This window comes from Rothia sp. HMSC065B04 (assembly GCF_001812285.1).
GTDB lineage: Bacteria > Actinomycetota > Actinomycetes > Actinomycetales > Micrococcaceae > Rothia > Rothia mucilaginosa.
Map to the genome: position 1 here is coordinate 86,963 of NZ_KV808411.1, position 6,000 is coordinate 92,962.

Below are 6,000 nucleotides of genomic sequence, written 5' to 3' on the forward strand. Positions count from 1 at the left end.
TCTCGCTTAGCGGCCGCGCATCGCACGACGGTCAGGACGAGCACGCATCGGGTCAACACCCTTAGGCAGGCCATTCATCGGGTTACGCATCGTGTTCAGAGTGCTCAGACGACCCGAAACAACCTGCATCTCCTGCTGAGTCAGAGCCTTCGGCAGCTTATTCATGGTCTTCACAACGTCCTTGAGCTCAACCTGACCCTCATCGTGACCGGTCTCAATCACGTGAACCGGCACACCGGGAGCCACACGGTTCAGGTGCTTCTTCTCAGTGTTCACCAGGGAATTCACGCGGCTGTGAGGGCCCTCGGTCACCAGCACGATACCGGGACGGCCCAGCGCACGGAACACCAGATCCTGGTTGCGGTTCGCAGCAACGGGCTGCTCCTCAACGATCCAGCCGCGGCGCACAGAGTTCATCGCCGCACCACTACGACCGGGCTGGTTCTCAATCTGAGCAAAAGCCGCAGTCTGCGCGCGGCGACCCAGCAGAAGCATCGCCACAATAGCGGCAACGCCCAGACCCAGAATCAGGAAAGTAACCCAGTTACCCAGAGCAATACCGATGAGGAGGAAAACCAAAAGGGTGCCCAGAGCCGACAGACTCAGAATCCAACCAATATTCGGGTCGGACTTCTTGGTCATCTGGTAGACCTGCTTCATCTGGGCGAAAGTGCCCGGAGTGCGTTCCTTCTTCTTTTTCTTCTCTTCGCGCTTATCTGCCACGATTCTTCCTCGGCTGGTTCTTCCGCGGCCCCGAGAAGCGCCTCAAACGCTCACGGAACCATAGTGACGTAACGATGCAGTGTATGCCTGCAATTTTTCTAGTTTACCCTACCCGCACAAGGGACGGGGTATAAGGGGAGGCTCCCCGAACACCGGACGAACACCGGGTTCGAGGAGCCTCAACGCTCTCAGAAAGATTCTGAAAAGGCTTAGTAGCCTGCAGCCACCAGGGTGGAGGCTTCCTGCAGGGCTGCGCCCTCACCCTCAATGTGGGCAAGGTTCTCGGGGATCGGGTAGCCGTTCTTACGCATTGCACGAGCCCACAGGCGACCTGCGCGGTACGAAGAACGAACCATCGGGCCCGCCATAACGCCAGCGAAACCAATCTCCTCAGCCATGTTCGCAAAATCCACGAACTGCTGCGGCTTCACCCAACGCTCAATCGGGTGGAAGAGCGGGCCGGGGCGCAGGTACTGGGTGAGGGTAATGATGTCACAACCAGCATCGTGCAGATCGCACAGCGCCTCGTAAATCTCGTCATCGGTCTCGCCCATACCCAGAATCAGGTTGGACTTGGTGACCATGCCACCTTCCTTAGCCTGGGTAATAACATCCAGGGAACGCTCGTAACGGAACGCCGGGCGAATCTGACGGAAGATACGGGGGACGGTCTCCAGGTTGTGCGCGAAAACCTCAGGCTTAGCGTCAATCACCTTCTGAACATGCTCGGGAACACCCTTGAAGTCGGGGACGAGCATCTCAACGCCGGTGTTCGGGCACATCTTGTGAATCTGGCGGGTGGTCTCTGCGTACAGCCACGCACCGCCGTCTTCCAGATCGTCACGAGCAACACCGGTCACGGTTGCGTAACGCAGACCCATGACCTTCACGTTCTTAGCAACCTTGAACGGCTCAGCGTAGTCAACAGCAACGGGCTTACCGGTCGCAATATTGCAGAAGTCGCAACGGCGGGTGCACTCGGAACCACCAATCAGGTAGGTTGCCTCACGGTCTTCCCAGCATTCGTAAATATTGGGGCAGCCTGCCTCTTCACACACGGTGTGCAGGCCCTGACCGCGAGCCAGCTCGCGCATCTCGTTGTATTCGGGGCCAACAATAGCCTTGGTCTTAATCCAGTGAGGCTTCTTCTCAATGGGAACCTCAGCGTTGCGGGCCTCCACACGCAGTAGCTTGCGTCCTTCAGGTGCGGTGCTCAAAAGTCTTCTCCTTGGTCTAGATGTGCCCTCTGTGCAGGTGGGCCATCTTCTATTTTACGCCCGCTCAGGCGTAGGTGAAACTGATTTTCGTATATGACGAACAAAGCCGGACGCGTTACGTGTACGGCCCGTTCGATGCTTCTTGACTGCGTCTAACCCTGCGTTTAGTCCTGCGCCGCAATGGGCTCGAAAGACTCCGCCAGGCGGTCCTGGTACTTCAGAAGCTCCGCCTCCAGCGGCTCCAAAATATCGGCGGGGGTGACGGTGCGGCCCAGCTGCTCCGAAATAGTGGTAACACCCGCATCGCTAATGCCGCAGGGAATGAACTGCTGGAAGGGTGCGGTGTCGTTGCAGCAGTTAATCGCAAAGCCGTGCATGGTGGTGTTACGGGAAACGCGCATGCCCAGTGCCGCGATCTTCTTGTCCTGGGTGATGCCGTTGCCCAGAATCCACACGCCGCTACGGCCCTCAACGCGCTCACCCTTAATGCCCAGACCGGCAAGGACGTTAATGATGATTTCCTCGATAATGCGCACATACGCCACCACGTCAATGGGCTCGGGCAGGCGCAGAATCGGGTAGCCGGTCAGCTGGCCGGGGCCGTGCCAGGTCAGCTTGCCGCCGCGGTCAATCTTGACGACGGGGGTGGACTTGTCTGCGGGGTACTCGTGGTCTTCGGTGCGTTTACCGGCAGTAATCACTGCCTCGTGCTCAAGCAGAAGAATCGTATTCTGGCGGGTGCGGTTAGCCACCTCATCGTGGATGCGGTACTGCTCGTCCAGGCACTCAACATAGTTCACATAGTTCGGGGCGAAGCCCACGCGTTCAATCGTCACAGACATACTTTCTACCTTAGTACTGCTGGTGGAGGGAAGAAAATTAGGGCGCCCTGAATCACGTGATGAGCGAACACGTCGGAATATTACGTGAGGGTATGCTCAATGGGAGGAAGGGCGAATAAGCAGATAAATGCCTGAATTCACCTTTGGGGTTCTTTGGGGTATTTAAACTGTTTTAGTGTGCTTAAAGATATTGTTTGATGTAATTTGATAACATGATGGTATGAGAAGCAAAGAAGCACACGTTCTGGAAAGCATCGCCAACCCGGCTCTACCCACCCTGCAGATTGTCGAGTACCGGGGCGAAACCACCGCAAGTGCACCCACCGAGAGCGCACCCGCCGTACGTTCCGTACCCTCCGCGCACCCCGGACGCTACACCCTGCGCACCATTTCTCAGCCTGCCCCGCCTGCTCCCTCCACCCCTGTAGCTCCCTCCACCCAGCTGGCTCCCGCCGCGCCCACTCTGCGCGCGGCAGCCAACGGGTACGGATTCGAGGAAAATACGGATGCATCCGCCCAGAGGCACGTCCAGACCCCGCAGGTAGCCGCCGCTCTACGTAACGCGCCCGGACTCGCCAAGCTCCACGCCGTTACTAGTGAGAGCGCCGATAGCGCCGATCAGCTGTGCCTCTGGTACGAGCCCCTCGATGCGGGCACCCTTGACAAGCTCCTGCGCGCTCGCGCCCTGACACCCGCCGAGCTCATGACCCTGGCACGCACCCTGCACCGGGCGCTCGGCAGTCTCAAAAAGGTGGGGGAGGGGCGCGCCGAACTAAGCGCCGAATATATCGCTCTGAGCGCCGCCGGAGTGCCCAAACTCCTGCTACCTGATGCCGTCTATCGTGAAGCGGCTCCTCTAGATACGGAACAGCTCACCGCCGCTCGGGGCAACTACGCACGTTCCGCAGCGGCACTGCTCTGGCAAGCCGCCTGCGGGCACGCACCGGAACCCTCCGCCGCCCGCGTACCCCTCTCACTGCGCATGGATTCACAGCGCATGGGAGTGGTCGGTACTGCAACCGATGGGGCACCCAGCAGCGAGTGGATTGAGCGCCTCGGCAGAGCCCTCGAATACCTGCTGGACGCACCCACCCAGGATGCGGCGCTCGCAGGGCTCAGCTCCGTGGTCGCCCTGGCGGAGGAGGTGCCGCCTCGCCCGCTCAACGTCTACCTGAGCTGTTCAGAACGAGCCCGCGCCCTCATTCCCGCAGCTGTGGAGCCCGCGCCGGTACAGAAGCTCTCAAAGGCGCAGAAGGCTCAACGCTACCTGGCAGAGCATCTGCCTCGCGTGAAGAAGCCGGGCGTGAAGAAATCGGGGCGCGCAGCTACCGCAGGTTCTAAGCCGTTGAGCCCCACTGTGAGCCCCACGGCAAGCTTCGCAAAGACTGCGCCGCCCGCTCTAAAGAACGCAGATGCGACGGGCACATCCCGCCTGACGGTGCTACGCGGTGCTTTCGCCCGCCCCTCCGCGCGCCTGGGACTGGCTGCACGCCTGGGACTCGCCGCGCTCGCACTGGGGGCTATTGCGCTGCCTCTCGGGTTCACCCTCTACGGGCAGAACGCCCCGGCAACGGCGCAGCCCGTATCCGCTCAATCTGTGAACGCAGCGGGGGAGCATGAGCCCGGCGGCACGGAAACACAGGATCAGAGCGCGCAGGATACAGCCGCACAGGATAAAAGCGCTCAGGGCGATCAGATTCTACGAGCCCTGATCGACCAGCGAAACCAAGAACGCCGTGCCCGAGGCGGCGCAGAGCTCACCGTTGACACTGCAGAAGAACTCAGCCGCGACAGCGAGAACATCCGCGTTATGGCGGTAGTCTCCGCGCCCGGCTACCGCGCCGATAAAACCGAGCAGGAAGCCCGTAAACTCAGCGAAGAAAACGGCGTCACCCGCCAGAAAGTCATCTTCGACCTGCATCGCGGGGAGAAAGGCTGGGAGATAGCCCGCGCTGAGCCCGTCCCTGCATAGCTGAAGCTGACGCTGTATAGCTGACGCTGTAGAAACGCGGACACAACAAAAGGCGGCGGCCCCACCCACCGAAGTGGATGGAACCGCCGCCTTTTTGCTCACCGTCCGGGAAAACCCGGAGAGCTACGCTCGGTTACCCATCAGGGCACCGCCACAAGGAAACTTCCTTGAATCTATGCAGGTCTTAGAGGCCCAGCTCAGACTCGAAGTTTGCCTCCTCCAGGCGGGTCTTGAGGGTGTGCAGGAAGCGACCAGCGTCCGCACCGTCGACCACGCGGTGATCGTAGGTGAGGGACAGGTAGCACATGGAGCGGATAGCGATAACGTCGTTACCGTCAACATCCTTAACAACCATGGGGCGCTTCACGATGGAACCGGTGCCGAGGATTGCAACGTTCGGCTGGTTGATGATCGGGGTGTCGAACAGTGCACCGAAGGAACCAATGTTGGTGATGGTGAAGGTCGAACCCGACAGCTCCTCGGGGGAGATGTCGCCGGTGCGTGCGCGGCCACCCAGGTCGCCAATAGCCTTTGCCAGGCCAGCAATGCCCAGGTCAGAAGCGTTCTTGATGACGGGAACCAGCAGACCCTTGGGGGTGTCCACAGCAATAGCGATGTTCTCGGAGCCGTGGTAAGTGATCTGCTTGTAGTCTTCGGTCATGGAAGCGTTCAGAGCGGGGTGCTGCTGCAGAGCCTCAGCGGATGCCTGGACGAAGAAGGGCAGGAAGGTCAGCTTAGCGCCCTCACGAGCAGCGAAGCCGTCCTTAGCCTTTGCACGCAGCTGAACGATGCGGGTCACGTCAACCTCGGTGACCTGGGTCAGCTGGGTGGAGATGTCCAGGGACTCACGCATACGCTTTGCAATAACCTGGCGGATACGTGCGGTCTTCTCGACGGTGCCACGCTTGGGGGAAACCTCGAAGGTGTGCGGTGCCTTTGCGGAACCAGCAGCCGGAGCAGCAGCTGCAGCGGGAGCAGCAGCGGCGGGAGCAGCGGAACCCTTAGCAGCGATAGCGATAGCAGCCTGAACATCCTGCTTGCGGATGCGGCCACCAACACCGGTGCCCTTGACGGTGGACAGGTCGATGCCGTTGTCCTTAGCGAGCTTACGGACCAGCGGGGTCACGTATGCTTCGCCCTCAGCAGCTGCCGGAGCGGCAGGTGCAGCGGGAGCTGCAGGAGCAGCGGGAGCTGCGGGTGCAGCCGGAGCAACAGGAGCCTCAGCAACCGGAGCGGGAGCTGCGGG

5 protein-coding genes are annotated in these 6,000 nt (G+C 60.5%); 1 reads left to right on the forward strand and 4 read right to left on the reverse strand.

Features of this window, described 5'->3' with window-relative positions:
• Nucleotides 1-6: 6 nt before the first annotated feature.
• From HMPREF2845_RS08950 to lipB, 3 genes are all read right to left on the reverse strand, one after another.
• The gene (locus HMPREF2845_RS08950) at nucleotides 7-723 is read right to left on the reverse strand and encodes a DUF4191 domain-containing protein (protein ID WP_049358567.1); all 717 of its coding nucleotides are present in this window, start codon (nucleotides 721-723) and stop codon (nucleotides 7-9) included.
• Between the two features lie 209 nt (nucleotides 724-932).
• Entirely contained in the window at nucleotides 933-1,940 is a 1,008-nt protein-coding gene (lipA, locus tag HMPREF2845_RS08955) for a lipoyl synthase (protein ID WP_049349534.1), read from the reverse strand.
• A gap of 164 nt (nucleotides 1,941-2,104) precedes the next feature.
• Nucleotides 2,105-2,863, reverse strand: a complete 759-nt coding sequence (lipB, locus tag HMPREF2845_RS08960; protein WP_256370608.1) for a lipoyl(octanoyl) transferase LipB — start codon at nucleotides 2,861-2,863, stop codon at nucleotides 2,105-2,107.
• 139 nt (nucleotides 2,864-3,002) lie between these two features.
• Here lipB and HMPREF2845_RS08965 point away from each other — a divergent pair, with 139 nt between their 5' ends.
• Complete coding sequence (locus HMPREF2845_RS08965) at nucleotides 3,003-4,754, forward strand: peptidase (protein WP_070634503.1); 1,752 nt, start codon at nucleotides 3,003-3,005, stop codon at nucleotides 4,752-4,754.
• A 184-nt stretch (nucleotides 4,755-4,938) separates the two neighbouring features.
• On the opposite strand, the gene sucB is transcribed toward HMPREF2845_RS08965, so the two are convergent.
• Nucleotides 4,939-6,000: 2-oxoglutarate dehydrogenase, E2 component, dihydrolipoamide succinyltransferase (gene sucB, locus HMPREF2845_RS08970; protein ID WP_141752968.1), on the reverse strand; the 1,062-nt coding region annotated here is incomplete at its 5' end.

Coding starts and splice junctions, on each gene's coding strand:
- HMPREF2845_RS08965 (WP_070634503.1), top strand. CDS start 3,003: ATGAGAAGCAAAGAAGCACACGTTCTGGAAAGCATCGCCAACCCGGCT.